The organism is Butyricicoccus pullicaecorum DSM 23266, assembly GCF_900167005.1.
Classification (GTDB): Bacteria; Bacillota; Clostridia; order Oscillospirales; family Butyricicoccaceae; genus Butyricicoccus; species Butyricicoccus pullicaecorum.
Window position 1 is genome coordinate 409,645 of the sequence record NZ_FUXW01000002.1, and the last position, 26,944, is coordinate 436,588.

Sequence of the window (26,944 nt, forward strand, 5' to 3'; positions counted from 1 at the left end):
ATCGGTTAAAAACCCTCTCTTTTTACCAGTTGATATTGCAAAGCATTGATAATTGCAGCGGCGACATTGCTTCCGCCCTTGCGGCCACGTGCAATGATATAAGGTGTATTTCCGCCGATAAACAGTTCTTTGGATTCTACCACGTTGACAAATCCAACCGGAACGCCAACGACCAGTGCGGGATGGCATACACCCTGTTCAATCAGCTCATGCAGACGAATCAGTGCAGTCGGTGCATTGCCAATTGCAAAAATCAGAGGGCCATCCAGTTTGGCAGCATGTTCCATAGAGACAATCGCACGGGTCACACCGCGGGTCTTGGCTTCGTCAGCTACTTGTTTGTCTGCCATAAAGCAGCAAACTTGTCCGCCAAGACTGGACAGAATCGTCTTACTGATGCCTGACATTGCCATGTTGGTATCGGTAATGATAGTCGCACCATGAGACAGGGCATCTTTTGCCGATTCGATTGCATTCTCAGAGAAACAAAGATTGTCCGCGTAGTCAAAATCTGCTGTGGTGTGAATGACGCGCTTTACAACTTCTTCCTGACCGGCAGGAAAGGTGCGATCGCCTAATTCTTGTGTGATGATTGAAAAGCTTTTCTTTTCGATATCTGAAGGTTTTATAATAAGATTCACTGCTCAATGCCCTCCCGTGCGGCAATACCGCGGTCAAATGGATGTTTGCGCTTGCAGATTTCGGAAATATAGTCGGCTTCGGCCTGTAAGCGCTCGGATGGATCGCGGCCGGTCATGACCACTTCCAGGGTGTCCGGCTTGTTTTGCAGGAACGAGAGAACACGTTCTTCTTCCAGAAATCCGCAGGTAATTGCAGCACAGACTTCATCTAGGATCAATAAGAATGCATGTTCACGTACTGCAAATTGGGTCGCAGCTTCGAAAGTGCGTACGATCGCGTTTTTGGTCACGTCCTTTTCTGTGTCAGTCATTGCAAAGGAGAACTTTCCGACCGGATTTGCAGCCAGAACGGTCACATGATCGAGCGCACCTAGGAAGCGACACTCTCCTGAGGTACCATCTTTTAAAAACTGTGCAATGACGACCGGCTTACGATGTCCAATGCTGCGCAGCGCGAGACCCATGGCTGCCGTGGTTTTTCCCTTGCCGTCACCGCAATAAATGTGGACAAGTCCGTTTTCACGCATAATCTGCCTCCAAAATTTGATAGATGCGCTCCATGTCTAATGCCGACCGCACCATATCTGCGAGTTTATCGTATTGTTCTTCTTTATATTGTACCGGGTCAAAGACCGTAATATCGCTTGCAGATATTCCCTTTCGGGCGAGCAATGCCCGAATGAGCGGCTCCAGAACTTCCGGGGTATCAAGCACACCGTGCATATAAGTACCGTATGCATCCCCTGCATAGCATCCATCGGTGACAAGCTCGATTCCGCGCATGAGCTGCTGGAACGGTACGGCACCTTCAAGCAGCGTGGTATCACCCATGTGGATTTCATATCCAATCGTCGGTACACCAGCAAGATCGTGGAAAATACCACCGGGAGATAAAATTTTTCCGGTCGCCTGCGTTGTTGTTTTCTGTGCGCGGAAGATGGTTTCCGTCGGGAGCAGTCCCAGACCGGCAATACTGCCGCCGCCTTCTACCCCTTCGGGGTCGTGCAGATGCCGTCCCATCATTTGATAGCCGCCACAGATACCCAGTACCGGTGTACCCTCGTGGTGCAAGCGCTGGATCTTTGCCTCGAGTCCGGAAGTGCGCAGCCATTTCAGATCATCAATCGTGCTCTTGGTGCCCGGAATGATGATGAAATCAACGCCGTCGAGCTGCTTGGGCGTGTCGACGTAACGAACAAAGACCGCAGACATGCGCTCCAGAGATGCAAAGTCAGTAAAGTTTGACAGATGCGGCAGGCGAATGACTGCGATTTGCAGCGCAGCCTTGGAAGAGTCCTTTGCGGTCAGGCGCTCGGATAAACTGTCCTCATCATCAATGTCTAAATGTGCGTAAGGCACAACACCAATGACAGGCTTGTCTGTTAATCGCTCTAAATCATCTAGTCCGGGTCGGAGAATTTCCAGATCACCACGGAACTTATTGATGATCAGACCTTGAATGCGATCTTGTTCGTCCGGTTCCAGAAGCTTTACCGTACCATATAACGAAGCGAATACACCGCCGCGATCGATATCGCCTACGAGCAAAACAGGAGCATGTGCCATTTTGGCCATTCCCATATTGACCAGATCATCCTGTTTGAGGTTAATCTCTGCCGGGCTGCCGGCACCCTCAATTACGATAATATCATAGTCATTTGCCAGACTGTCGAAGGCCTGCTGAATAAAGGGGCGCAGCGCTTTTTTATCACTCCAATATTCTTTTGCAGTACGGTTTCCGATTGCTTTGCCGCAAAGAATGACTTGAGAGCCAACATCGCTGGTAGGCTTTAACAGAATAGGATTCATTCGAACATCTGGAGCAATTCCTGCGGCTTCCGCCTGCATCACCTGTGCGCGGCCCATTTCCAGACCATCAGCTGTGATATAGGAGTTGAGTGCCATGTTCTGCGACTTAAACGGAGCAACGCGATAGCCGTCCTGTTTGAAGATACGGCAAAGAGCTGCTGTCAGGATACTTTTTCCGGAATTCGATGCAGTTCCCTGTATCATGATTGTTTTAGCTGCCATGCGTCAGCACCTCCGAAATGGTTTGAATTAAAATTTGATTATCTGCATCCGATTTAACTGCAACACGGTAATAGCCTTGGCCAAGTCCGCGATAATTGGCACAGCTGCGAATCAAGACACCGTGCGGCATCAGCTGTTCCCGTAAGTCGTAACAGTCGGAGTAAAAAAGCAGGTAGTTTGCCTCGCCGGGAAATACCTGAAATCCGCAATCGGATAGCGCAGAAGATAGCGTTTGTCGTGATTTGGCGATTTCAGATGCGGTCTGCTCTTCCCAATCGGTGCACGTTAGTGCAGCCACGCCGCATGCCTGTGCAATCACCGAGACATTCCAGGGTTGACCGGAAGTAGATAACTGAGCGATCAAATCCAGGTTTTTTGTCATGCACCAACCTAAGCGTACACCCGGAACAGCATACATTTTGGTAAATGCACGAACGATGATGAGACGATCATATTGATCTAGCCAGGAGCGCATTTCATGTGCGTGTGCATCCAGCAGAAAATCTCCAAAACATTCATCCAGAATGAGCCATGTCTGATGTGCTCGACACCGTTCAATGATTTGAATCAAAAGCTGAGGATCAATCGTGCAGCCGGTTGGATTGTTGGGATTACAGAGAATCAAGAGGGATAAATCATCCGTAATTTGGTCCAGAATGCGTGCGGTAACCCGGAACTGCTCCGAGGCATTTAATGTGAAAAAGTCGATATCACATCCAGTAGGACGGAGTGCCATTTCATACTCGCCGAAGGTGGGTGCAGTCAGGAGTGCACGCGAGGGCTTGAGACAAGTGGCAAGGCGATAAAAGATCTCTGCTGCACCGTTGGCACAAAAGAAATACTTGGGATCTAATTGCCAGCGCTGCCCCAACGCTTTGCGTAAAGCTCTGCAATGCGGATCGGGATACTGTGTGCAAAGATCGATTGCATCGTGCATTGCAGCACGTACACGAGCGGGAATTCCGCGCGGATTGATATTGGCCGAAAAGTCCAGCGGAGTCGTTCCGGGGAATTGCTCGCTGTAACTATACACATCACCGCCATGCTGATATTGCATGATGATTCTCCTTTACAACAAATTCACCGTACAGGCAATTCGAATCGCCGTGCCAAGCGCTAGCATGATGAGAGACGCACCGGTCATGAGGCGCTCTGCATAGGCGATATCATTGCGTGTGATCGGTCGGTCAGGGTCACCGATGAATGGCTTTTCCATTTTCTTACCAAAGTACACGGCATCCCCTGCAAGCTGGATATGCAGCGCACCGGCACATACAGATTCGGTCTGTGCGGAATTGGGGCTCTTATGGTTTTTGCGATCCCGTCGAAAGATGCGCAGTGCATTGCGATTATCGAAATGCAGCATACCCGCGGCCGCGATCATGCAGATTGCTGATATACGAGCGGGAATAAAATTGAATATGTCATCGACTTTTGCAGAAAATCTGCCGAAATACTCATATTTGTCATTGTGATAACCGACCATAGAGTCCAATGTGTTGACCGCTTTATAGAGAAAACCAAGCGGAGCACCGCCGATCAGCATAAAAATCATCGGAGCAATGACACCGTCTGTCGTATTTTCCGCAATGGTTTCAACCGTCGCTTTGATGACGCCAGTTTCATCCAACGCCTGCGTATCGCGGCCAACATACATGGAAACTGCCTTGCGTCCGTCGTCTAACGATCGTGCAAGAGCGGTATAAACATCCTTGCCGGCATCAGCAAGGCACTTGCGGGCAAAGATCTGATAGCAGAAAAAGGTGTTTGCAATAAACGCAAGTGCAGGATGAATGCGGAACAGCAAATATAACACGATGAGTGGAATAAGGAAGCTGAGACCGCACACGATGAACCATAATAGAATGCCTGCTATAAGGAGCGCGTTGGGTGTTGACGGAAAGACACGACGCAGCAGCGCTTCGGTTTTTGAAATCAGCTTGCCAATCGCGCAAATCGGATGCCAAAGATTGGCAGGATCACCAAACAGGCAGTCCAGACAAAAACCGATTAAAACCGATAAGACAATGGTCATGCTTTTTTCTCCTTAATGCACTGCGCAATCCCTGCACGCAGCCAATACACGGCATCAGCGCGCTCGGCCAGATCACAACACAATCGACCGGTTGCCTCTCTCCAATCGTTCTCCGATTTTTCAGCAGGTACGACACCGCATCCCAGTTCATCGCACAACACGATGTGTCCGTCCAGCCGTTCCAGTAGACCGGACACAGGCTGGTTGCTCTCTAACATACGTTTGACCAGTAAGTGCAGATGATCGACTGCAGGTGCAGAGATTTCGCCAGACAACGGCATGTCTGCACCGTCGGCAAACGCATTGTCAGTTAAATGAAATGTTTTCTCAGCAAATGCACGTTTTCCCTGATAGGCGCCGCCTATAATTAAAATGTTCATGCACATAAACCTCCGATTACTGCGATGAGCAGCAGGAGCAGCTCGGTTGTTGAAATCAAGAATCCTGCTAAGTCGCCTGTGATTCCGCCGAATCGCTTTTGACACAGTCGCGCATGTCCAATACACCACAGGACGACCGCTGCAATACTGATTACCACCCAAATACTGCGGGAAATTACAGCTAAGGCAAGAAATGCTGCAATGAGCTCAAACAGCATTGCATGCTTGGTGCGCTCCTTTTCGCTGTTCTCTGCAAAAATATAAGCAAGTCCCGTGTTTTTTGCACATGGCAGGGATACAATCGCACGGCCACCGACGATACGCGCCAGTGTAAATCCGCAGAGCGCTAAAAATAAGTAGTTTGGTGTCTCGTAGAGCTGTGCAAACAACGCAGTTTCACACATTAAGAAGACAACCATACCCAGAACACCAAATGCACCAACATGAGGGTCTTTCATAATTTCCAGTCTGCGTTCCGGTTCGCTGTGTGAGCCTAACGCGTCTGAAGTGTCTGTCAGACCATCCAGATGGATGCCTCCGGAAATCAGTACCGGAAGTAAGGTCGCACCGATGGCGTAGAATAGCGTATTGGCCTCAAAATGCGTACAAAACAGAAACCATAGATATTGGCACGCACCAATGAGCACGCCGACAAAGGGCAGAAAACAGAGTGCATAGCGCATGGTTTTTTTATCCCATGTGAGCTGTGGCATGGGAATGAATGAATACATGGAGAATGCGACACAAAAGCCGCTCAACAGGCTGTTCATAAGAGGTCTGCTCCTTTCAGTGGAAGAAGAATACCGCAGACCGAGTGCACGACAATATCAGCCTTTTGCGCGAGCACGGCATTGAGCTGTGCCAGCTGTTTCATGTATTGCATGGTTTGTGCGGGATACTCGATACCATCTGAAAAAATTTCGTTTGTCACAACGACCAATGTTTGGCAGCAGCGCGGATAGAGTGAATCGACAGCTTGAAGAATGGCAGAAACGGCTTCCTCCCCTGCCCCATCCGGGCTGAATATTTCATTGGCCAGAAGCGTTGACATGCACTCGAGCAGGATACCGTCGTACATTTTTTCAGGCAGTTCGATATGTGTCAAATCCGTGTATCGCTCTACGGTTTGAAATCCTTTTCCTGCGCGCAACGCGTGGTGCCGCAGCATGCGTGCCTGTGCCTCGGCACCAAACGGCTGCATGGTCGCTAAGTATAGCCGGCTGCCTTCACGCGCACGCTCACACAGCAAGCGCTCTGCGTGCTGAGATTTTCCTGATGCTGCACCGCCGGTCACTAAAATGAACATGGCAGTGTCCTCAAGTCAACGGCTGGTAGGCTTCGATTGCAGTATCGGCAAAACAGGGCATTTCATCATACACAGCAAAAGCCAAATCTAACAATGCGATTGCAGCAATCGCGCCGGTGCCCTCACCGAGACGCATGCCTGCGGTAATAAAGGGATGCACGCCAAGGGTGTCCAGCAGAACTCTGCCTGCGGGTTCCTGAGATTCGTGCGCAAAAATGATGTAGTCCTGTACAGCCGGACAAAGACGAACGGCGCAGAGTGCAGCTGCTGCTGTGATTACACCGTCGGCGACGATCGGCATTCCCTGTGCAGCGGCGCCCAGATAAAATCCGGTGATACCAGCAATATCAAAACCACCGACCTTGGAAATGACATCAACGACATCGGAAGGGTCGGGCTGATTGAGCGCAATGGCTTTTTTGATTGCTGCGATTTTTCGATGCAGTCCTTCGGTAGACAATCCAGCACCGCGGCCGGTCACTTCGGTTACCGGTCGGCCGGTTAAGACAGCCGTAACGGCAGCAGTGGATGTCGTGTTGCCGATGCCCATTTCGCCTACCGCAACGATATGGTCACCGTCGGCCTTGCATTTTTCAGCCATTTCAATGCCGACTTCGAGCGCACGAATACAATCTTCGCGCGTCATGGCGGGTGCTTGGGTCATATCCTGCGTACCGTAAGCGATTTTACGGCGGATGATTTTTTCGCCCTGCACATCGCAGGCGACGCCGATATCGATGGGCAGCACCCGGACGTTGGTATGGAGCGCCATTCGGCATACAGACGTTTGGGCACGATTGAGGTTTTCGGTTACGATTGCCGTGACATCCTGTCCGCACTGGGTAACGCCCTGTGCGACAACACCATTGTCAGCACAGAATACAGCCACCGATCGCTGAGAGATCTTAGGATGCGCCTGATGCTGAATGCCTGCAATCTGTACAATAGCATCCTGAAGCATTCCCAAACTACCTAAAGGAATGGCAATCGAAGAAAAATACTGTTTTGCCTCTTCTGCGCTTTGTGCACAGAGAGGACGAATAGCCGCAATCGTTTGTTCCAAAGTCATTATTTTGCCCTCATTTCTATACAAATTTCAAGAAATTGACGAATGGATGCGGGAATAGCGCGAAAATATAGATGAGGATATCCTGCGTATAGGGTGTGTGACGCGAATACACAGTCCCATTGCTTTCCGTTTGGTTTTTTGGCTGTAAAATCACAGCCGGAGAATTCAGATTTTGAGTAATGAAACTCATGTGCGGGTAAGACTTGTCCTTGTTTACAGAGCAGACAATCTTTTTTTGCTGTTAAGGCGGTATAGCCGAAATTTTGAAGACGTGCAGTCAGCTCAGCACGTCCGGGCAATGCGCCAACCATGGGGAACACACCGGTTTCACAGCAAATTTCTTCGCCCAGGTACATAAAACCGCCGCATTCCGCAATGGTGGGAAGTCCTTGACCGATTTTCTCTTTGAGTTCGGCACGTAATTGCCGATTTGCAGCCAAACGTGGCGCGTAAAGTTCGGGATACCCGCCGCCAATATACAAACCGTCGATTGCTTCGGGCAAGGAGGTATCCTCCAAGGGAGAAAATGGTACTAGTTCTGCTCCCAAAGCGGTGAGCATGTCCAGATTGTCCTGATAATAGAAGCAGAATGCACGGTCTTGCGCAACACCAATGTGAATGGGAGTCTGTGCAATTGGCGTAATCGGACTGAACTGGTCTGTGAGCGGCGGTGCGGTATGTGCAAGCTCCAACAGTCCATTAAGATCTAAACATTCCTCCGCCGCATCAGCTAAGCGATCCAGTTTTGTCTGGATATCTCCGATTTCTGCTGCAGTTACCAATCCAAGATGACGGTCTGGAATTTCAGATTCTGGTACCGGCGGCAAAAATCCATAGACTTTCACACCGGCTTGTTCCAGTATGTTGCGGTAAAACGGATACATCCCTTTGGACACATCATTTAAGATGACACCCTGAATGGTGTTTGGTGCAAATTGCAGAAAGCCTTGCACCATAGCGGCCAATGACAAAGACTGTCCCTTAGGGCGTACGGTTAAGATGGCCGGTGTTTGCGTGGCTCGCGCAAGATGCGCAGCAGATGCTTGGTCGGTTGTACCGGACACACCATCATAGAATCCCATGACGCCTTCCATAATGCCGACCGTCTCGTTTTGTAGATGCTGTGCAGTCAGCGCACGAATTTGAGATTCAGACAGAAAGAATAAGTCTAAGTTATAAGACGGAAGCCCTAGGGCTGCGCGATGAAACATAGGGTCGATATAATCCGGACCGCATTTGAAAGCGCACAACGAAACACCGCGTCGTTGCAATGCACGTAAAATCGCACTCGATACCGTGGTTTTACCACATCCACTTCCGGTGCCACCAATTAACAGGCGCGGCTGAGAACCGGTCACGGCTTACCACCTCCGGAAATGAGAAAGACAGGATTGTTTGCTGTCATCATGGTATAGCTTGCCACCTGTCTGCCGCGTGCGGCACTGATCTGGCAGACCTCTATGTTGGAAAATTCCAATTTTTTGAGGGATTCCAGCGCACAACTCATGGTTTCCAGTGCAATGGCACTAATACAAACGCGGACATGCGGATTTCTCTGTTTCAATACAGCTAAAATTTCGGGTAACTCTCCCCCGCTGCCGCCGATAAATACTGCGTCCGGTGTTGGTAGACCTTCCAGCGCTTCGGGTGCATATCCCGAGACTGGAATTACATTTCCAGCACCCAAAGCCAGTCGGTTCTGTTCAATCAGAGAGAGTCCGGCATCTTTTCGCTCAATGGCGTAGACCAAACCTTGGCAGGCATGCCGTGCCATCTCAATAGATACCGACCCGGTTCCTGCACCGATATCATATACGATATCGCTTTTTTGCAGATCGAGGAGATTTACAGCAGTCCAGCGCACCTCCTGCTTGGTCATTGGCACCTCACCACGCACAAAGTCGCGATCTCTCAGAGCTTTTTGGCAGTCAGCTGCATTGGGATTTAGCACCAACAGTACAGCCAGATCACTGTACGACTGTAACGCCAGTTCCTGTGCTGTTCCGGCAGAAATACGCTCTTGCGCAGCGCCTAGGTCTTCGCCAACATAGACAAGCAGATGACCGAGTCCGGCGTTCACCAAATCTTGACAGATGCTTTGTACCGTGTGGGTGCCGCCAGTCAATGCGAATACTTTCTTGTGATAGCTGACGGCACCTAAAATACTGCCGGATCGGCCGTGCAGGCTGAGAATGTAAGCATCATCATAGCTTTGTCCGCATTTTGCGCAGAGGTATTGCATGCTGCTCAATCCCGGTAAGATTTCAACCGAGCCGTGTGCCATCAGCTGATGCTGAATGGATTTCGTCAGACTGAAGAATCCTGAATCACCAGACACCAGCAGTGCAATCGGAGATTGCGTGCATGCAATCGACCATTCCACCATTTGAGACATGGTCGCCGACTTGATCTCGCGCAGGCCTCCCAGCTGCTCGGCTAACCGCGGCGCAGCAAATACGCAGGCAGCGTCCATCAAAGCCTGCCTGGCTGTTTCGGTCAGATTGGCAGCCTGTCCTGTTCCTGCTCCAATAATGATAAACCGACGACTCATATCGTTAGACTCCTTTTATAATGCGTTGATGACTGCCGCAGCTGCCTGACAGAATGCTTCGATATCTTCTTCTGTGTGGCTGGCGTTGACAAAGGTTGCTTCGTACTGCGAGGGCGCAATGTACATGTGATGATCCTGCATACCCCAGAAATACGTGCGGAATTTTTCGAGATCCGACCGCTGCGTGTCTGCAAAGCAGCGTACAGGTTCGCTGGTAAAGTACGGACACAGAAGCGCACCGCACTGATTGACTTGTAATGCAACCTGTGAAGCCGCAGCGGCCTGACGCATTGCATCTGCCATGTGCTGTGCCTTATGTTCGATTTCGGTATAAATTTCAGGGTGTGCATTCAGAATCTGAAGCTGGGTTAAGCCTGCGGCCATCGCAACCGGATTGCCGGACAGGGTTCCGGCCTGATAAATCGGGCCAGTCGGTGCAACCTGCTCCATAATTTCGCGCTTTCCGGCATATGCACCAACCGGCATACCGCCGCCGATGATCTTACCGAACGTTACAAGATCGGCACGTACGCCGAAGTATTCCTGTGCACCGCCGCGTGCGAGGCGGAAGCCGGTGATGACTTCGTCGAAGATCAGCAGAGCACCATGTGCATCGCACAACGCACGAAGTCCCTCTAAAAATCCGGGTTCAGGCGGGACAACACCCATGTTTGCAGCGATCGGCTCTACAATGATTGCTGCAACCTGTCCCGGGTTCGCTTCTAACAGTTCGCGCACCGAATTGAGATCGTTGTACTGTGCAATCAGCGTATCGGCTGCAACCGCAGACGGAACGCCCTTGGAGTCGGGCGCACCTCCGGTCAGAGCACCCGAGCCAGCCTTGACCAGCATAGCATCGCTGTGACCATGATAGCAGCCTTCAAACTTGATGATCTTGTCGCGACCGGTCACACCGCGTGCAACACGCAGCGCACTCATAACCGCTTCGGTACCTGAATTGACCATGCGTACCATATCGATATTGGGAACCATGGATACAATCAGTTCGGCAACGTCTACTTCGATTGCCGTCGGTGCGCCAAAGGACAGGCCGTGCTGCATGGCCTGTCCGACCGCTTCCAGTACAGCCGGATGGCTATGACCGAGAATCAGCGGGCCCCACGAGCCGACGAAATCGACGTATTCATTTCCGTCTTCATCCCATACATGACTTCCCTCTCCGCGTACCAGAAACGGAGGCGTACCGCCGACCGAACGATAGGCACGTACCGGAGAGTTTACACCACCGGGAAGGACTTTTTTTGCACGTTCAAACAGTGCTTCGGAATGGGCTTGCGTCAACATTAGCCAATCTCTCCCTTCCGAATGGCGTCTGCCAGTTCACAGGCATAATAAGTAATGAGAATATCTGCGCCAGCACGGAAAATGCTAACAGCAGACTCGCACATAACGCCGTGCTCATCGATCAAACCAGCCTTTGCAGCGGCCTTGATCATAGCGTACTCACCGCTGACCGAATATGCTGCGATCGGCAGATCAAAACGGCGGCGTGCCTCATGGATGAGATCCAGGTAGCTCAGTGCCGGCTTGACCATCAGGATATCTGCGCCTTCCTGTACATCCAGCTCACATTCCCGCATGGCTTCACGGGCGTTATGCCAATCCATCTGATAGGAACGGCGATCACCGAACGACGGAGCAGAGCCAGCTGCGTCGCGGAACGGGCCATAGAAATAGGACGCATACTTTGCAGCATAAGACATAACCGGGACATTCTGGAAACCATTGGCATCTAAAATCTCACGGATGCGTGCGACACGGCCATCCATCATATCGCTGGGTGCAACCATATCTGCACCAGCCTGTGCGTGGCTCAGTGCGGTTTTGCACAGAACCTCAAGGGTTTTGTCATTGTCTACATCATGACCGCACAGAATACCGCAGTGGCCATGCGAGGTATATTCACACATGCACACATCGGTAATGACATACATTTCAGGCGCCAGTTCTTTGATTTTGCGGATGCCCTGCTGTACGATGCCGTCAGCAGCCCAAGCACCCGAACCGCATTCGTCCTTGTGCGCAGGCAGACCGAACAGAATGACACGGGACACGCCGTGCGCACGTGCGCGTTCGATCATGCGGTACAGCTGATCCGGGCTGTAATGATACTGACCGGGCAAGGACGGGATTTCTTCATAGATATCCGTACCTTCGCGTACGAAGATCGGCCAGATCAGACTATCCGGTGAGATACGGGTCTCGCGCACCATACGGCGCAGACAATCAGATGTGCGCAGACGGCGCGGACGAATGGTTTCGTTAAACATTGTTTATTCCTCCAATAAGCATGCGATCATGCTGTCAATGGTCGCAGTTTTTGCAATTTTTACCTGCATACCATAGCTTTGTGCCTGAGCAGCAGTTTGCTGACCGATACACAAAGCGGTAAATGCCTGAAAATCAAGATCGCCTACGGCTTCGACAAAACCACGCACGGTGGATGCGCTGGTGAATGTCACAACATCCAACGTGCCGTTAGCAAGTTCTGTGCGCAGCAAGTCGCCCTGATCGGTGCGGTAGACGGTTTCATATGTTGCAACATCGGCGAATGTGATTTCCGCTTCTCGCAGTTTGGCCGTGAGTTCTGAACCTCCCTGCGCCGAGCGCAAAATCAAAACGCGTTCCTTTGGGTCTAATGTATCGACGAGCGCCTGACCTAAGTGTGCCCCATCATATACGTCGGGCATTAAGTCGGCTTCAATCCCGTAAGCCGCCAGTGCTTGCGCAGTACCCGGGCCGATGACGGCAAATTGCATGCCATATAAAGCACGTAGATCATAACCTGCACGCTGCAAAGCATGAACCATCGCCGAAACGCCTGCTGGACTGGTCAGTACAACCCAATCCCAGCGGTCGGTCAGTTCGTATTTGAGCAGTGCAGTGTCTTCGCTTTCCTGCGTCTCAATGCAGGGACACTCGATTACGTTCGCGCCCAATGCGCGTAGTTTTTTGGACAGCGTGCCGATACGCTCCTTGGGACGAGTCACCGCGATGGTTTTGCCATGCAGCGGCAACGGCGTAAACCAGTCCAGTGCCGAATGAAGTTCGCAAACACGACCGACGACGATCAGCGCGGGACTTTTAAGCCCTGCTGCTTGAACTGCATCATACAGCGTGGAAATCGTGGCAATGACTTTCTTCTGATTGCCACGGGCACCGTTTGAAATGACTGCTGCAGGCATATCCGGCGACATTCCAGCAGAAAGCAAACCTTGCATAACTTCAGACAGAGCACTCAATCCCATCAGGAAAACCAAGGTACCACCGGTCTGTACCAATGCGTCAAAGTGAATGTCAAGCGGTTTGCCTGCACGCGCATGCGCAGTCACAATATGTACCGAAGAACAGTAGTCACGATGGGTGACCGGAATACCTGCATAGGCAGGCACAGCCAACGCGGATGTTACGCCGGGGACAACTTCGAATGAAATACCATGCTCTAACAGATATTCGCATTCTTCTCCACCGCGACCGAATAGATAACAGTCGCCGCCCTTCAAACGAACGGTCTGCTTGCCCTCCTGCGCCAGACGTACCAAAATTTCATTGATCTGATCTTGCGGAACCGGATGATGATTGTTTTCCTTTCCGACATTGACGCGTTCAGCAGTTTGAGGGATGAGTTCCAGAATATCCGGGCTGACCAAGCGATCATATACAACTGCTTCGGCAGTTTGTAGCGCTTCCGCACCGCGCAAGGTGAACAGATCGCGACCGCCAGGTCCGGCGCCGACTAATATTACTTTTCCTGTCATATCCATTTACCTCGCTTGTTTGAGCTGCTGTGCCAGCTGAATGCCGAGTGCAACTGCCTGAGAGCGATCCCCTTCGCATTGACCGAATCGCACAATCGATTCGTCTTCGCTGACATACATACCATGCAGAATGAGGTGATCGTTCTCTAATTTTGCATAGGCAGCAACCGGAGAAGAACAGCCACCGTCTAACGTACGGGTAAAGCTGCGTTCTGCCAATGCGCAATCGCGTGCCTCTGCATCTGCGAATGCCGAAAGGCAGGATAAGTCGCTGCCTTCCCTGCCCTGCACCGCGACAATTGCCTGACCAGCAGCCGGTAAAATTTCATCCGGAGAAAAATACCGATGAATGCGTCCTTCCAGACCCAATCGGTGCAGACCGGCAGCTGCAAGAACAAGCGCACCGTACTGACCTTCATCCAGTTTGCGCAAGCGGGTCTGTACATTACCGCGTACCGGCTGAATGTCGGCCTCGGGAAAGAGTCGCTTGAGCTGAATCCGGCGGCGTGCGCTGGCGCATCCGATCGGCTTGGATAAGTCGAGCTCCTGCAAACCGGCTTGCAGCACCAGTGCATCGCGTACATCAGCACGCTTGGAATAGGCAACAATGGGCAGTCCATCAGGCTGCTCCATTGGCATATCCTTGAGACTGTGTACGGTAAAATCTACCTCTCCGGCAGCCAGTGCACGGTCAAGTTCCTTAACAAATAAGCCTTTTCCGCCAATCTGATCTAGTGTTCGATCCAGAATCATATCTCCGGTCGTTTTCATAGTAACCAGTTCGCACGGAACCGGAACCGCTGCCCGCACCATTTCTGCTTGGATGACTGCGAGTTTGCTGTCTCGGCTACCTAATTTGATCGTTTTCATTTTTTACTCCAATATCTCGCGAATTTTTTTTGCAGTACGCGATACTGCGTGATGGTCGGAACCATCTGACACTAATCCAGCAATCAATCCGCTGCCTTCACAGATTGCAGGAAAATAAAAGGTACTCTCCTCTGCACAATCCGCGACGCTTACCGGAATCTCGTGCTGTTTACAGAGTGCGGCGATTTCATGATTTACATTGCGATCATTGGTCGCGGCAATGACCAGAAATGCACCGTCAATATCTTCAGGCTGAAAACTGCGCGCTTGATAATGAATCTTTGACAAGTCGATATTCTGTGAAATTTCGGGGGCAATCACATGAATGTCTGCACCGAACTTTTGCAGGACACCGATTCTGCGTGCTGCAATTGCTCCTGCACCAATAATTACCACTTTTTTTCCAAGCAGAGAGACGAACAAAGGAAATCGAGGAGGCTTCTGTACATCAAATTCTGCTAAGAGCTTTTGCTGCATTTCTTCCAGCGTAAATCCCTCTTCGCTTTGCGGACGGGCGATCATCAGTACCTGTACGCCTACCTCGCGTGCGGCCGATAGCTTTTCTGCAAATCCACCGCTCTTTCCGGTATCCTTTGTGACCAGAATCGACGCACCGGTCTTATGAAGCAGGGCGACGTTCATCTCGTGGGAGAAAGGCCCCTGCATTGCCAAAATGGATGCACCGGGGAAACCAAGTGCCGCACATTTTTGAAGCACTTCGGCTGTGGGCAGTACACGCGGATAGAGGCGCTGTTGATAATCTGGAATCGCAGTATAGGCATCTAATTCCTTACTTCCGGTTGTGAGAAGAACTTTACTGGGTGTCTGGCAGAGCCATTGCACTGCAGCTGCTGTGTCGGGTACGATATGCACGCCGTCGGATGATTGTGCAGGTCGAACCAGACGCAGATACTGGGCACCGGAAGCTGCACAGGCCGATTTGATATTCTCGGTCACTTCGCTTGCATACGGATGGGTCGCATCGACAACCACGCAGTTTTCGTGCATCTGCTGCGCCATCTCAGTATATGAGAGGCGACCCGTGTGTATGGTAATTCCGGGCATTTTTTCCATGACCGCTTCTCCGTAGGCAGTGGCCACGTACACATGCGCCGGAATACCGTGCGAAGATAAAAACCGGCATAACAAATGTCCTTCTGTTGTACCGGAAAAAATCAGTAGCTGTTTCATACGCCGTGATAACCGCGCGGGGTGACCAGATGGCCGTTGATAACCTTGGTCTGAGAATTTCCGATAAATACAGTCGTTAACATGTCAACGTTGGTATCTCGCAGTGCGCCAAGGGTTGTCAATGTGAACGCTTCCCCTTCGCGACCGATGTTGCGCACGATGCCGCAGGGTGTTTCCGGTGCACGTTCGCTCAGCAGAATATCACATGCCTTCTGCAAATGATCGGTGCGGCGTTTGCTTGCGGGATTGTACAGACACAGACAAAAATCACCAGCTGCCGCAGCATGCAGACGCTTTTCAATGGTTTCCCAAGGGGTAAGCAGGTTGCTAAGGCTTACAACTGCAAAGTCGTTGGTCAAAGGTGCACCCAGAACAGCGCCGCCAGAGCTTGCCGCCGTGATACCGGGGATGACTTCAATTTCAATCTCCGGATGGGATTCGCATACTTCAAACATCAGTCCAGCCATGCCGTAGATACCGGCATCGCCGCTCGAAATGACAGCGACTGTGTGACCCGCCAGAGCAGCATCTCTTGCTGCCGTGCAGCGATCAACTTCACGAGTCATTCCGGTCTGAATGCGTTCCTTTCCCTGAATGAGAGAATCAATCAGATCCAGATATAAACCATAACCTGCGACGCAGTCGCACTGCTCGAGTGCGCGGACTGCCCGCAGCGTCATCTGCTCTTCGCCACCCGGGCCGATGCCAATTACATATAGTTTCATTTTCCGTTTCCTTTCTGCATCTTGGACAGACACGACTGCACCTGTGCCGCAGTCAATATTTCTTTCATGCCGCCGAGCAGCATGTCAATGGTTTTGTGTACTGCAAGTTCGGTCAAACCGTCCAGATCACCGTCTGCATAGAGTCCGGAGAACGCGTGATCATACTTGACCCGTGCAACCGCAGTGTCTTTGATCTCTGCGATCAGCGGCAGCGCCTTTCGATATTCATACCAAGCGTAAAACTCAGTTTCTTCCTCTTCCAGGATCTGCTTTGCGGCTGCGCGCTCGTCTGCGTTTTCATCTGCAAGCTGTCCCAGATCATCGAGATTATAGACAGTCGTCAACTGAGCGATTCCATCGTCAATATCACGCGGCATCGCCAGATCAACGATCAGTTTCGGCGGTGTTTGCATAGCATGTACTTGCTCGTGAGTGAGTGTAAAGTGCGGGCTGGTCGTCGCACTCACCACAAGATCGGCACCGTCGATGATAGAAAATCGATCATCGTAGGGATGGGTTTTACATCCGGCCGGAACGATGGTTTCGCCATGCCGGTAGGTACGCAGCGTGATGGTCACTTCGCATCCTGCCTGATACAGGAGCGTAGCAGTCAGGCGACCCATTTCACCGTTTCCAATCACGACAGCGCGCTTTCCGTTTAATCCGTGCAAGGCGTCTCGCGCTTTTTCTACACCGCGATGTGCAGCCGAAGTCGGAACTCCGATCAGATGTGTCTCGGTTTTGACGCGCTTTCCACCGGTCACTGCGTGACGAAACAGCGTATCCAGAACACTGTCCGCACAGCCTAACCGACGAGAAAGTGTGATTGCATTGCGCACCTGAGATAAAATCTGATCGTCGCCGAAAATCTGTGACTGCATTCCGGAAGCGACTTCCATCAGATGTGCGACGGCGTCCTGATCGGTTCTCACAGTAGAGATTGCTGTGTAAGCATCATAAGGGATGCCTGCAGTTTTACATAAAACGAATAAAGGATCAATGTCGGGATGTTCGGTGTGCAGATACAATTCGGTTCGGTTGCAGGTTGCCAGAAGAGCACAGCCCAATACACCGTCAAATGCTCGAATCTTAGGCAGTAAGGTTTCGACCTGTCCCTGCACAAACGATACAGGTTCACGAGCTGAAAGATTTGCGCGCTGGAAGTCAATTCCAGTCATACAAATATTCAAAAATGTGCCCTCCAATCCTCAATCGCCAAGGCAGCAGTCATACCGTCTCGAGCGGTTTTCTTTCTCAAAATCGTTCCGCCGCAGCTGGAAAGAACTGCGGAACGCTCACACACATTATCTACACCGACCGTTTTTTGCACAAAATTGGAAGTTGTAAACGAGCCCGGCGCTTGCGCTAATGCGGGTGCGGAATATGTGACAAACGGGAGATTGTGCTGCTTGCAGAACATGCATAATCCCAACTCATCCTGTTTTAAATCAATGGATGCCACACGGCGGATGGCTGAAAATGGGATGTGCTCCTCTGCTAAAATTTCTGTAATGAATGCTTCAATTTGTTCCGCAGAGGTCCCGCGCCGACATCCAATTCCCAAATGCACCACACGCGGAATTACATGCAATGTGTGAGCAAAAGGCTGCAGCTGCGTGCGGACGGATAAGACGATTCCACAGGTTGCGGGTTCATTTACCCGAATTTCTTTGGGAAGCTCTCCTTCTAAAGGAAAGTCACTATGCAGCCCGACAGGATCACCCGCTAAAATTGCACCAGAAATATGCTTGATTCGTGGCACCTCATGCACGGTACAGTCATTTTGTTGTGCCCAGGTATCGACAGCGAATGCGTTCCGACCATCGGTTGCCGTAGTAATCACTGCTTGCGCACCAAGCGCTTGCGCAAGCTGTTCTGTCAGTGCATTTGCACCGCCAATGTGACCGGATAACAGTGAAATCACAAATTTTGCGTTCTCATCGACGACAAGTACAGCGGGGTCATATTGTTTTCCCTGTAAATAAGGTGCACAGGAACGAACGGCAATGCCGCAAGCACCGACAAAAACAATTAAATCGCAGTCAACCATCGCCTGCTGCACCATACGGGACAGGCTGGTCTTTTTAATTGATCGATCGGTTCCGCGTGCGTACTGTTCTGCATGAGCCGGATACAGCGCTTGTGCAATCCGACTGCCGGTTTGTGCACCGCGCGCCGTAAAAGAGATAATTTTTGCACGAATCACTGTTTGGCCTCACGAAATTCGGTTGTAAAGGTTGGGTCGTACAGCTTAGATCGCTCGTAATTCGAGCCTAAAAAGTTGCCAACAGTGATCAAAGCGGTCTTCGTAATATTATGCTCCTTTGCAGCCTGTGCCATCTGTGCGATTGTCGTTCGTACGACCTTCTCATCAGGCCAGGTTGCCTTATACACAATGCCGACCGGCGTATCCGGTGCATAGCCGCCAGCAATCAGACGCTCAGAAAGCTGTTCCATCTGACCGGCAGACAGGAAAATAACCATGGTAGCACCGTGCGCTGCAAGCAGTTCGATCTTTTCTTTTTCCGGTACCGGGGTACGGCCTTCCATACGAGTCAAAATGACTGTCTGGCTGACATCAGGCAGCGTATACTCGGCTTTGAGTGCCGCGGCTGCACCGCAGAAGGACGATACACCGGGAACGACTTCATACGCGATCTCATGTGCATCCAGGATATCCATCTGCTCACGATGTGCGCCATAGACGCAAGGGTCACCAGTGTGCAGGCGTACGACAAGCTGTCCAGCTTGTGCGGCCGGGATCATAACATCCATGACTTCCTCGAGGGTCATGGTTGCGCTGTTATAGATCTGGCAGTCTGCTTTGCAATACTCTAAAAGTGCAGGATTTACCAGAGATCCGGCATAGACAACAACATCTGCCTTTTGTAAGAGATTGGCACCGCGAATGGTAATCAAATCGGGTGCACCTGATCCTGCACCGACAAAATAAATCATTTCTGTTCCTCCCGTACTAAGATGACCGAAAAGTAACCTGTGGGATCGTCCAGTTCCCGTAAATCCCGTACAACGCGCTCGCCTTCCATGCTGCATCGTTCTATCAGTGCGGCACTATCAAGCTTACCATCGGCCTCCAACAGATCGCGCACTTCAAGAATGGATTTTCCTGCCTTCATCAGAATCTTATTGCCGGACAGCGCAAGACCTTCCTTGGTAGAAGAATGCGATGCCGGGATGATGTGCAGCATCTGGCTGCCTTCACACAGAGCCTGCCCAAGGCGTGCGGCTGCAGCACAGAAAGACGGTACACCGGGAACGATTTCAACCGTATATCCACGCGCTTGCACACGTCGATGTACATACCAGTAGGTCGAATAAACTGCGGGATCACCCAATGTCAAAAAGGCAACATTTTTTCCTTCATCTAAAAGCGCACAGATATCATCAGCTGCTTGATCATGGCAGGCATTGAGTACAGCCTGATCGCGTGTCATGGGCATATCACAGTGCAGGATTGGCTTGTCCTGAATGAAAGCTGCGGCGATCTGTAATGCAGTTTGTTCTCCGCTGCCGCCCTTAGGAACTGCGATGACATCGCATTCCTTGATGAGGCGGACAGCTTTACAGGTCAAAAGCTCGGGATCTCCAGGGCCAACGCCGATTCCATATAATTTTCCTTGATTCATAATAGACCTCTGAATTCTTCACAAAGTTTTACAGCATTTTTCGACTGTGCTAAAACACCGCTTTGATTGGTAAACATTAAATATCCGATCTCAGCTTTTCCGCGTAAACGGTAATGCAGTCGTTCGTCGATAGCCTTACCGATTCGCTCCAAAACGGGATCGCGTAGATTAACCTTATCTAATACTTCTAAGCATGCGTCGATTGTGACCGATTGCATGAGAGCTTGCAGAGTATCGTGCGGTGCACCGCAAAGTGCAGCGTGCGCGGTGAAAATTTCCTGTCTGCCATCGGCGACCGATGAATGTGTATTCATCACGCCTGCTGCGATTTTGACCAATTTTCCGGCATGTCCTACCAGAAAAATCTGCTGGAAACCTTTCCAGGCAGCATAATCCAGTGCATCACCGATAAAATTGGAGCACTTAACAGCTTGGTCTAAGTCAAGTCCGAGCTGATCACGTGCAAAATCTGCACCGTAATTTCCGGGACAGATTAAAACTTTTCGTGCTCCGGCAGCATACAGACTGTCAAGTTCCAAGTGCGTCGTATCCATGAGTGCAGTTTCACTCATCGGTTCCACAATACCGCTGGTTCCCAAAATTGAAATCCCGCCTACAATACCTAAGTGTTCATTGTAGGTCTGTTTGGCAATTTGGTCGCCGTTTTCGGCTGAAATTGTGATTTGCAATCCACCCGTATATTCAGCCTGCTGCACCGCAGTGGTAACTGCTGCGGTAATCTGTGCCCGCGGGCCGGGATTGATGGCCGGTTGGCCAACTGCGACAGAAAGTCCGGGTCGTGTGACAACACCAACACCGTCGCCGCCGAGAATTACGATTTCTTGCTCTTGTTTTTGAACAGCTGCATAAATACAGATGCCATTTGTTACATCGGGATCATCGCCGCTATCTTTGCGAATACCGCAGCGTGCGACCGTGCCGTCGAAGCTGGCCTGCTCGGGATGAAGGAAAAGATCAATTCCTTTTGGCGTATGCAGCTCGATCACTTCGGGCAGTTGTCCGGTAAGGAGCAAGAGCGTTGCAGCTTGTGCAGCTGCAGCAGCACAGGAACCGGTCGTATAACCTCGTCTGAGAGTGGTCTGATTTTTGTAAACCAGATTTGACATTTGCTTCCTCCTTCCCTGCGCAACAAGATGATTGGTATTATGATGTGCGCAGAGTCTGAAAAAACGCACAAAAAAAATCGCATACCATCCAATGACAGATCAAAGGTGGCTGCGATTTGAATTCAGAAAACGATCTGGGACCTTTGGCAGACCGTATATTCCCCTATCATCACAGCATCCGTTCCTCGTCGTTGCGTGTATATTGACCAAAAAGGCAGGTTTTCTGACTCTGGAATCAACGTCACATGCGGCCTTCCCGGTGTGTGTTTACCAGTGACCATATATTTGCATGCGGCTCTTCCATTACAGCGGCGGGCCCGTTTGGGATTTTCACCCAATTCCCTTTTACCCTGTCCAAAGGCAGGCACCTCTTTGGTGGACTGATCGTCCCATCTGATTTATTCCATTGTATCGCGTTCCTCTTCTCTTGTCAATCATACAACAAGGCTCTAGGATATTTGTCCTAAAAATTGATAAAATTGTCCAAAAAATTGCGACCAGAAATCGTTCTATTTCGAGTGATTCAAAAGGGGCGAAATATAGATGTAAAGGTAATTTACTATTCTTTCTTAGTATTTTTTTGTTTTGGTTTTAATTTATATTACCTACGTTTTGTATAATTCATATTTTAAATTGCTTCTTTTCTCTTTAAATACAATTTCATATCTCCCACCATATAATATAAGAAAAAGGATGCAAGCAATTTTACGCTTGCATCCTTCTCTTCTCTTATAGCAGGCCTGCCATTTGCGGCAGCCCCAAACTAATTACGGGCACGTAGGTGACGAGCAGCAAACCGATGAGGATTGCAATATAATACCATAACATGTATGGCATCACCTTAGATAGACTAGATCGCCCTACCTTGATTGCAACAAACAGCGTATTGCCAACCGGCGGTGTAATGTTGCCGATGCAGAGGTTGTACACCAAAATCAGACCGAACTGTACCGGATCCATACCGAAAGTCTTTACAACGGGTAAAAACAGAGGCGTAAAGATCAGAATTGCCGGTGTAACATCCATAAACGTACCTGCGATGAGCAGAATTACATTCATAATCAGCAGAATGATAATCGGATTCTGTGTCAAACCCAGCAGCGCTTCGGAAATCGCCTGCGGAATCTGGGTGAACGCCATAACCCAACCAAGAATGTTGGATACACCAATCAGGAATACGACCATGCCGCTCATCTTCGCACTATCAACAACGATTTTCCAGAACGACTTGACCGTGATATTGCGATAGCAGATACCAAGAATCAATGCGTACACGACAGCGATTGCAGAGCCTTCTGTTGCGGTGAAAATACCACCGACGATACCACCGATAACAACAATGATCAGAGACAGGGACGGTAGCGCAGCCAGTGTTGCTTTACCGAGATTCTTCCAATCAAACTTACCCGGTGTTCCCTTGTATCCCTTTTTCTTTGCAATGACGATGGCAACCACCATACATGCCAGTGCCCAGATGATGCCAGGTACATAACCAGCGAGGAACAATGCTGCAACCGATGTACCGCCTGCCGCAAGCGAGTAGGTAATCAGTGCATTGGAGGGCGGAATCAGCAGACCCGACGGAGCCGACGCACCATTCGTTGCTGCACACAAAGCCTTATCATAGCCCTGCTCCTCTTCTCCCTGCTCTACCATGCTGCCAACTGCTGCCGCGGCTGCAGAGGCCGAACCAGAAATTGCGCCAAACAGTGCATTTGCGCCGACGTTGGTGACAAGCAGCGCTCCCGGCAGCTTGCCCAGAATCGCCATAACAAAATTAACAAGTCGTTTTGCAATACCGCCCTGATTCATCAAGTTACCCGCCAGAATAAAGAACGGGATTGCCGTCAAGCTGAATTTGCTCATGCCGACGAAGATACGCTGTGCACCTGTTACGACCGATACATCCATCGAAACGGTCTGCAAAATCGCAATCAGCGAGGAAATACCGATAGAATAGGAGATCGGTACGCCGACAACCAGAAGAACCGCCAGCACACCAACGATAATCAATAAAGACTGGATTGCCATAGCTTACGCCTCCTCCTTCTTCTCTTGTGTGACGCCATTACAGATATCTGCAATGTTGAGGATGGTATAAATCATGTTAAGTATACCGCAGAGAGGCATAACCACATAGAAAACACCAACCGCAACGCCAAGCGACGAAGTCATCTGTCCCATCGCCAGCTGAGAGATCTGAATACCACCGTAGACCAGAATGATAGCCGAGAAGGCAAAGGCAACGATTTCACCAAAAATTCCAAGCGCCTTCTGCGCACCGGCATTCAGACGTTCTACGATAATCGGAATATTCATGTGACCGCGCTCGCCAGTGATCAGGGATGCGCCAAGCAAGCTGGCCCAGGCAAACAGATACGATACCAGCTCTTCCGACCAAGTCGAAGGACTTTTCAGAATATAGCGCGCGAAAACCTGCCAGCAAGTCAGAATGACCATTGCAATAAAGCTGATTCCTGCCAACGCATTGAGCAGTTTTGTCAGCACATTTCTTAAAGCTTTCATCTTCCGGCACCTCCCTTATGAATCAGACGGATACTGCTCGTTGTATGCCTGGATAGCGTCGTAGATCGGCGCAAGATCAGGATACTGTTCGAGCATTGCCTCGTGCATCGGCGCACAGGCTTCCTGGAAGGGTTTGGTGTCCGGATAAATGAACTGAACGCCCTGCTCATTGGCTGCACGTTCCTTTGCTTTCTCTACCGCAGTGACCCATTCTTCACGCTGGACCTGGTTAACCAGATCAAAGCCCTCTTCGAAGATATCACGTTCCTCTTCGCTCAGTGAGTCGAGGAATGCAATATTGCCGATCAGAATATCGGGAATCATCTGATGCATGTCGTACGAATAGTACTTACATACGTCACCATGGCCATTATCGGTCAATGCCATCTCATTGTTTTCTGCGCCGTCGATGATCTTGGACTGGAGCGCTGTATAGACATCACCAAAGCCCATCGGCGTTGCCGAACCACCCAGCAGATTCATCATCTGCACATTGGTCGGAGACTGCTGGACACGGATCTTTAAACCGCGCAGATCCGCAGGCGTCTCAATAGGCTTATCTACGGTGTAGAAATTACGCGTACCGGCATCCAGCCAAGTGACAGCCTCAAAGCCTGCCTGCTTGGTGGACTCAAAGATCGGTCCGGTAATATTTTCATCATCCATCGAAGCATGGTATGCCGTGCTGGATGCAAACAGATACGGAAGATTAAACAGCGTATAGTTCTGGCTGAAGGTTTCCAGAAGCGAATTTGAAGCAACACAGAAGTTGATTGCACCCGTCTGGGTCAGCTGAACCATTTCGTTCTGAGAGCCCAACAATTCACTGGGGAAGACTTCTACATCATACTTATCTCCCAGCTTACTCTCAATGAATTCCTCAAAAGCAACCAAAGCGATGTGAGTCGGATGGTTCGTGGACTGGTTGTGTCCGATGCGGATGATCTCCCTATCCTCCGCAGTCGACGTACCGCCGCAGCCAGCCAACGTACCCAATGTCAACGCCGCCGCCAGTGTCAGTGCTACCGCACGAATCCTCTTGTTCATAAAGCTCCACCCTTTCTTTCGGAATGCTTTCTTATCCCGGACTTATACGCCGGAGTAAGCAGCATAGCCGCCGTCGATCGGAATGCAGACACCAGTGATAAAGCCGGCAGCAGCATTGTTCAGCAGGAACAAGACAGCACCTTCCAATTCGTTGAGCTCACCAAAACGACCCATGGGCGTACCTGCGAGAATCTTTGCAGTACGTGCAGTGGGTGTACCGTCCTCGTTAAACAGCAGACGGCGATTCTGGTTGCCAACGAAGAAACCGGGAGCGATTGCATTGACGCGAATACCAGACTTTGCAAAGTAAGTTGCCAGCCACTCGGTAAAGTTCACGATTGCAGCCTTTGCACCCGAATAAGCCGGAATCTTGGTCAGAGGGGTATAAGCGTTCATGGACGCGATATTCAGAATGTTGCCATCACGATCGATCATATCGACAGCGAATACCTGCGTCGGAAGCAGCGTGCCCAGCCAGTTCAGTGCAAAGACAAATTCAACACCCGACTTGTCCAGATCAAAGAAAGTCTTGCAGCCTTCGATGTCCTTAGCCTCAAAGTGGAATTCATTGTCGGTCGTAGCACGCGGATTGTTGCCGCCTGCACCGTTAATCAGGACATCGCAAGGACCCAGATCAGCCAGTACCTGCTGGTGAACTGCTTCCAGATTCTCCTTTTCCAGCACATTTGCCTTGTAAGCCTTTGCAATGCCGCCCTCTGCGTTGATCTCATCAGCGACCTGCTGCGCTGCCTGCTCGTTGAGATCGAGCACAGCAACCTTGCCGCCTGCACGTGCCAGCGTCTTTGCGAACATGCCGCAGATTGCGCCGCCCGCACCGGTTACAACGCAGACCTTGCCAGTCAGATCGGTGTTCAGAACGTTCTTCATCATGGTGATTCTCTCCTTTTTCTTCCTATATCTTTATGCGCCTCAAAATTGAGGCGCATAACCGTTTCAATTACTTACCCAGCGACTTCTCACAAGCCTCGAACAGACCGTTGAGATAGGTTGCACCCAGTGCACGGTCATACAGACCATAACCCGGCTTGCCAGTCTCGCCCCAGATCATACGGCCGTGGTCAGGACGAACATAGCCGTCAAAACCGGTCTCAACCAGCGCCTTGACGATTTCGTACATATCCAGAGAGCCGCAGCCGGACAAGTGCGCGCGCTCCTCGAACGAGCCGTCGTCCATGATCTTTACGTTACGCATGTGCATGAAGCCGATACGTCCCATAGAAGAGTATTTGCGTACCATGGACGGAATATCATTGAACTTTGCGCAGCCCAGCGAACCGGTGCACAGGCACAGCGTGTTGGACGGCGAATCTACGATAGACAGGTAACGATCCAGGTTCTTTTCGCAGGTGATAACGCGCGGCAGACCAAAGATCGGGTACGGGGGATCGTCCGGGTGCAGTGCCATCACAACATCGCATTCCTCAGCCACCGGAATGACCTTCTTGAGGAAGATTTCAATGTTCTTCCACAGACCTTCCTCACCCAGTTCACCGTACGCACGAATCAGATCACGTACCTGATCCTGGGTGTAACTTGCATCCCAACCGGGCAGATTGATATCGTCCTTGAGCGGATCAAGACCCTTCATCTGATCCCAGTACATGACAAGGCTGGTTGAGCCGTCCGGCGCCTTCTTGTCCAGCTGGGTGCGCGTCCAGTCAAAGACCGGCATGAAATTGTAGGTAACACACTTGACGCCGTACTTTGCGCAGCGGCGAATATTCTCGCAGTATGCTTCGATGTGCGCGTCACGCTTGTCGGTACCCAGCTTGATGTCCTCGGATACCGGAATGGACTCAACAACATCGAATACCAGGCCGTGCGCTTCACACTGTGCCTTCATCTTAGCCAGACTCTCTTCCGGCCATACCTCACCCGGCTTTACATCATAGACAGCCGAGACGATCGAGTGCATACCCGGAATCTGGGAAATGTACTCCAGAGATACCGGATCGGACTCGCCATACCAACGAAACGACATTTTCATGTGAATTTCCT

At 50.7% G+C, this 26,944-nt stretch carries 27 protein-coding genes and 1 riboswitch; all 27 genes read right to left on the reverse strand.

The features are described from left to right. Nucleotides 1–5 precede the first annotated feature (5 nt). Nucleotides 6–641 (reverse strand): precorrin-8X methylmutase, encoded by a 636-nt coding sequence (locus B5D52_RS06190; protein WP_016146744.1) that lies wholly within the window; start codon nt 639–641, stop codon nt 6–8. Further along, nucleotides 638–1,168 (reverse strand): cob(I)yrinic acid a,c-diamide adenosyltransferase, encoded by a 531-nt coding sequence (locus tag B5D52_RS06195; RefSeq protein ID WP_016146745.1) that lies wholly within the window; start codon nt 1,166–1,168, stop codon nt 638–640. The genes B5D52_RS06190 and B5D52_RS06195 overlap by 4 nt, the downstream gene beginning before the upstream one ends. Continuing rightward, nucleotides 1,161–2,672 (reverse strand): cobyric acid synthase, encoded by a 1,512-nt coding sequence (locus B5D52_RS06200; protein ID WP_016146746.1) that lies wholly within the window; start codon nt 2,670–2,672, stop codon nt 1,161–1,163. Before B5D52_RS06200 ends, B5D52_RS06195 begins: the two co-directional genes overlap by 8 nt. Then, entirely contained in the window at nt 2,662–3,729 is a 1,068-nt protein-coding gene (cobD, locus tag B5D52_RS06205; RefSeq protein ID WP_016146747.1) for a threonine-phosphate decarboxylase CobD, read from the reverse strand. The genes B5D52_RS06200 and cobD overlap by 11 nt, the downstream gene beginning before the upstream one ends. A 12-nt stretch (nt 3,730–3,741) precedes the next feature. Next, nucleotides 3,742–4,707: an adenosylcobinamide-phosphate synthase CbiB gene (gene cbiB, locus B5D52_RS06210; RefSeq protein WP_016146748.1), complete on the reverse strand. Its 966-nt coding sequence runs from the start codon at nt 4,705–4,707 to the stop codon at nt 3,742–3,744. Further along, the gene (locus B5D52_RS06215; RefSeq protein ID WP_016146749.1) at nt 4,704–5,087 is read right to left on the reverse strand and encodes a bifunctional adenosylcobinamide kinase/adenosylcobinamide-phosphate guanylyltransferase; all 384 of its coding nucleotides are present in this window, start codon (nt 5,085–5,087) and stop codon (nt 4,704–4,706) included. The genes cbiB and B5D52_RS06215 overlap by 4 nt, the downstream gene beginning before the upstream one ends. Further along, entirely contained in the window at nt 5,084–5,857 is a 774-nt protein-coding gene (gene cobS / locus B5D52_RS06220) for an adenosylcobinamide-GDP ribazoletransferase (protein WP_016146750.1), read from the reverse strand. The genes B5D52_RS06215 and cobS overlap by 4 nt, the downstream gene beginning before the upstream one ends. After that, nucleotides 5,854–6,393, reverse strand: a complete 540-nt coding sequence (locus B5D52_RS06225) for a bifunctional adenosylcobinamide kinase/adenosylcobinamide-phosphate guanylyltransferase (protein ID WP_016146751.1) — start codon at nt 6,391–6,393, stop codon at nt 5,854–5,856. The genes cobS and B5D52_RS06225 overlap by 4 nt, the downstream gene beginning before the upstream one ends. A gap of 10 nt (nt 6,394–6,403) precedes the next feature. Further along, nucleotides 6,404–7,462, reverse strand: coding sequence for a nicotinate-nucleotide--dimethylbenzimidazole phosphoribosyltransferase (cobT, locus tag B5D52_RS06230; protein ID WP_016146752.1), 1,059 nt, complete (start codon nt 7,460–7,462; stop codon nt 6,404–6,406). Then, nucleotides 7,462–8,820 (reverse strand): cobyrinic acid a,c-diamide synthase CobB, encoded by a 1,359-nt coding sequence (locus B5D52_RS06235; RefSeq protein ID WP_016146753.1) that lies wholly within the window; start codon nt 8,818–8,820, stop codon nt 7,462–7,464. Before B5D52_RS06235 ends, cobT begins: the two co-directional genes overlap by 1 nt. Continuing rightward, nucleotides 8,817–10,013: a bifunctional cobalt-precorrin-7 (C(5))-methyltransferase/cobalt-precorrin-6B (C(15))-methyltransferase gene (locus B5D52_RS06240; RefSeq protein ID WP_016146754.1), complete on the reverse strand. Its 1,197-nt coding sequence runs from the start codon at nt 10,011–10,013 to the stop codon at nt 8,817–8,819. The genes B5D52_RS06235 and B5D52_RS06240 overlap by 4 nt, the downstream gene beginning before the upstream one ends. Before the next feature lie 15 nt (nt 10,014–10,028). After that, nucleotides 10,029–11,318 (reverse strand): glutamate-1-semialdehyde 2,1-aminomutase, encoded by a 1,290-nt coding sequence (hemL, locus tag B5D52_RS06245; RefSeq protein ID WP_016146755.1) that lies wholly within the window; start codon nt 11,316–11,318, stop codon nt 10,029–10,031. Next, nucleotides 11,318–12,304, reverse strand: a complete 987-nt coding sequence (gene hemB, locus B5D52_RS06250) for a porphobilinogen synthase (protein WP_016146756.1) — start codon at nt 12,302–12,304, stop codon at nt 11,318–11,320. The genes hemL and hemB overlap by 1 nt, the downstream gene beginning before the upstream one ends. Nucleotides 12,305–12,307: 3 nt before the next feature. Further along, a complete protein-coding gene (gene cobA / locus B5D52_RS06255) occupies nt 12,308–13,792 on the reverse strand; it encodes a uroporphyrinogen-III C-methyltransferase (RefSeq protein ID WP_016146757.1) in 1,485 nt (494 codons plus the stop codon). A 6-nt stretch (nt 13,793–13,798) separates the two neighbouring features. Then, a complete protein-coding gene (hemC, locus tag B5D52_RS06260; RefSeq protein ID WP_016146758.1) occupies nt 13,799–14,662 on the reverse strand; it encodes a hydroxymethylbilane synthase in 864 nt (287 codons plus the stop codon). Between the two features lie 3 nt (nt 14,663–14,665). Continuing rightward, on the reverse strand, nt 14,666–15,853 hold the full coding sequence (cobK, locus tag B5D52_RS06265) for a precorrin-6A reductase (protein ID WP_016146759.1): 1,188 nt from the start codon (nt 15,851–15,853) through the stop codon (nt 14,666–14,668). Beyond that, nucleotides 15,850–16,578 (reverse strand): precorrin-3B C(17)-methyltransferase, encoded by a 729-nt coding sequence (gene cobJ, locus B5D52_RS06270; RefSeq protein WP_016146760.1) that lies wholly within the window; start codon nt 16,576–16,578, stop codon nt 15,850–15,852. The genes cobK and cobJ overlap by 4 nt, the downstream gene beginning before the upstream one ends. Beyond that, nucleotides 16,575–17,768 (reverse strand): glutamyl-tRNA reductase, encoded by a 1,194-nt coding sequence (gene hemA, locus B5D52_RS06275; protein WP_016146761.1) that lies wholly within the window; start codon nt 17,766–17,768, stop codon nt 16,575–16,577. Before hemA ends, cobJ begins: the two co-directional genes overlap by 4 nt. Further along, nucleotides 17,765–18,784 (reverse strand): cobalt-precorrin 5A hydrolase, encoded by a 1,020-nt coding sequence (locus tag B5D52_RS06280; RefSeq protein WP_016146762.1) that lies wholly within the window; start codon nt 18,782–18,784, stop codon nt 17,765–17,767. Before B5D52_RS06280 ends, hemA begins: the two co-directional genes overlap by 4 nt. Further along, on the reverse strand, nt 18,781–19,536 hold the full coding sequence (gene cobM / locus B5D52_RS06285) for a precorrin-4 C(11)-methyltransferase (protein ID WP_016146763.1): 756 nt from the start codon (nt 19,534–19,536) through the stop codon (nt 18,781–18,783). The genes B5D52_RS06280 and cobM overlap by 4 nt, the downstream gene beginning before the upstream one ends. Further along, nucleotides 19,533–20,225, reverse strand: a complete 693-nt coding sequence (cobI, locus tag B5D52_RS06290) for a precorrin-2 C(20)-methyltransferase (RefSeq protein ID WP_016146764.1) — start codon at nt 20,223–20,225, stop codon at nt 19,533–19,535. Before cobI ends, cobM begins: the two co-directional genes overlap by 4 nt. Continuing rightward, nucleotides 20,222–21,352, reverse strand: a complete 1,131-nt coding sequence (gene cbiD / locus B5D52_RS06295) for a cobalt-precorrin-5B (C(1))-methyltransferase CbiD (RefSeq protein WP_016146765.1) — start codon at nt 21,350–21,352, stop codon at nt 20,222–20,224. The genes cobI and cbiD overlap by 4 nt, the downstream gene beginning before the upstream one ends. 196 nt (nt 21,353–21,548) lie before the next feature. Then, nucleotides 21,549–21,739, reverse strand: a riboswitch (cobalamin riboswitch). A gap of 342 nt (nt 21,740–22,081) precedes the next feature. Further along, nucleotides 22,082–23,383: a TRAP transporter large permease gene (locus tag B5D52_RS06300; RefSeq protein WP_016146766.1), complete on the reverse strand. Its 1,302-nt coding sequence runs from the start codon at nt 23,381–23,383 to the stop codon at nt 22,082–22,084. A 3-nt stretch (nt 23,384–23,386) separates the two neighbouring features. Next, entirely contained in the window at nt 23,387–23,878 is a 492-nt protein-coding gene (locus B5D52_RS06305; RefSeq protein ID WP_016146767.1) for a TRAP transporter small permease, read from the reverse strand. Between the two features lie 15 nt (nt 23,879–23,893). Continuing rightward, nucleotides 23,894–24,925, reverse strand: a complete 1,032-nt coding sequence (locus tag B5D52_RS06310; protein ID WP_016146768.1) for a TRAP transporter substrate-binding protein — start codon at nt 24,923–24,925, stop codon at nt 23,894–23,896. A 42-nt stretch (nt 24,926–24,967) separates the two neighbouring features. Then, nucleotides 24,968–25,816, reverse strand: coding sequence for an SDR family oxidoreductase (locus tag B5D52_RS06315; RefSeq protein ID WP_016146769.1), 849 nt, complete (start codon nt 25,814–25,816; stop codon nt 24,968–24,970). Nucleotides 25,817–25,883: 67 nt separating this feature from the next. Beyond that, on the reverse strand, nt 25,884–26,933 hold the full coding sequence (gene uxuA / locus B5D52_RS06320) for a mannonate dehydratase (RefSeq protein ID WP_016146770.1): 1,050 nt from the start codon (nt 26,931–26,933) through the stop codon (nt 25,884–25,886). Nucleotides 26,934–26,944: the final 11 nt, after the last annotated feature.